Origin of the sequence: Methanobrevibacter filiformis (assembly GCF_001639265.1) — an archaeon.
GTDB lineage: Archaea > Methanobacteriota > Methanobacteria > Methanobacteriales > Methanobacteriaceae > Methanacia > Methanacia filiformis.
This window is the reverse complement of record NZ_LWMT01000137.1, coordinates 1-1,829: the sequence shown is the minus strand read 5'-3', so window position 1 is coordinate 1,829 and position 1,829 is coordinate 1. Positions and strand designations below refer to the sequence as shown.

The following is a 1,829-nucleotide window of genomic DNA, read 5'->3' as shown; positions in this document are numbered from 1 at the left end:
GACTAATGCTTCTGGTGTTTTTGTTATTGAGAATTTAACTAATAACAGTAAAGTGCAGTTTGTTAGTGCTAATGCAAGTAAAGGATCATATAATAATGTTTCTGGGATTTGGAATATTGGTGATTTGGGCACTGGTGAATCTGTAAGTTTAAATATTACTGTTTTAGTCGTTGGTAATGGTAGTATTTTGAATGTTGTGAATGTTACTACTGATGAGCCTAATACTGGTGATCCTGATGATAATGAAACTGTCACTGTAAACGATACTGTTAATGTGAGTATTGTTAAGGTTGCGAATGTTACTGTTGTGAGTGTTGGTGATAATGTCTTATACACAATCACTGTGACTAATAATGGTTTGACTAATGCTACTGGTGTTTTCGTTATTGAGAATTTAACTAATAATAGTAAAGTGCAGTTTGTTAGTGCTAATGCAAGTAAAGGAATATACAATAATGTTTCTGGGATTTGGAATATTGGTGATTTGAACACTGGTGAATCTGTAACCTTAAACCTAACTGTTCTTGTTACTGGCACAGGAAATATCACAAACATTGTGAATGTTACTACTAATGAGCCTAATACTGGTGATCCTGATGATAATGAGACTGTTGTTGTAAATAACACTGTTAATGTGAGTATTGTTAAGGTTGCGAATGTTACTGTTGCGAGTGTTGGTGATAATGTTTTATACACTATTACTGTGACTAATAATGGTTTGACTAATGCTTCTGGTGTTTTTGTTATTGAGAATTTAACTAATAATAGTAAAGTGCAGTTTGTTAGTGCTAATGCAAGTAAAGGATCATATAATAATGTTTCTGGGATTTGGAATATTGGTGATTTGAGTACTGGTGAATCTGTAAGTTTGAATATCACTGTTTTAGTCGTTGGTAATGGTAGTATTTTGAATGTTGTGAATGTTACTACTGATGAGCCTAATACTGGTGATCCTGATGATAATGAGACTGTTGTTGTTAATGATACTGTTAATGTGAGTATTGTTAAGGTTGCGAATGTTACTGTTGCGAGTGTTGGTGATAATGTTTTATACACTATTACTGTGACTAATAATGGTTTGACTAATGCTACTGGTGTTTTTGTTATTGAAAATTTAACAAATAACAATAAAGTGCAGTTTGTTAGTGCTAATGCAAGTAAGGGAATATATAATAATGTTTCTGGGATTTGGAATATTGGTGATTTGGGCACTGGTGAATCTGTAAGTTTGAATATCACTGTTTTAGTCGTTGGTAATGGTAGTATTTTGAATGTTGTGAATGTTACTACTAATGAGCCTAATACTGGTGATCCTGAGGATAATGAGACTGTCACTGTAAATAACACTGTTAATGTGAGTATTGTTAAGGTTGCGAATGTTACTGTTGCAAGTGTTGGTGATAATGTTTTATACACAATCACTGTGACTAATAATGGTTTGACTAATGCTTCTGGTGTTTTTGTTATTGAGAATTTAACTAATAATAGTAAAGTGCAGTTTGTTAGTGCTAATGCAAGTAAAGGAATATATAATAATGTTTCTGGGATTTGGAATATTGGTGATTTGAGTACTGGTGAATCTGTAACCTTAAACCTAACTGTTCTTGTTACTGGCACAGGAAATATCACAAACATTGTGAATGTTACTACTGATGAGCCTAATACTGGTGATCCTGAGGATAATGAGACTGTTGTTGTTAATGATACTGTTAATGTGAGTATTGTTAAGGTTGCGAATGTTACTGTTGTGAGTGTTGGTGATAATGTTTTGTACACTATTACTGTGACTAATAATGGTTTGACTAATGCTTCTGGTGTTTTTGTTATTG

The 1,829-nt window shown here is 32.9% G+C and carries 1 pseudogene; it reads left to right on the top strand.

The features are described from left to right. Positions 1 to 1,829 (top strand): annotated as a pseudogene (locus tag MBFIL_RS04205) (hypothetical protein); the annotation flags it as partial.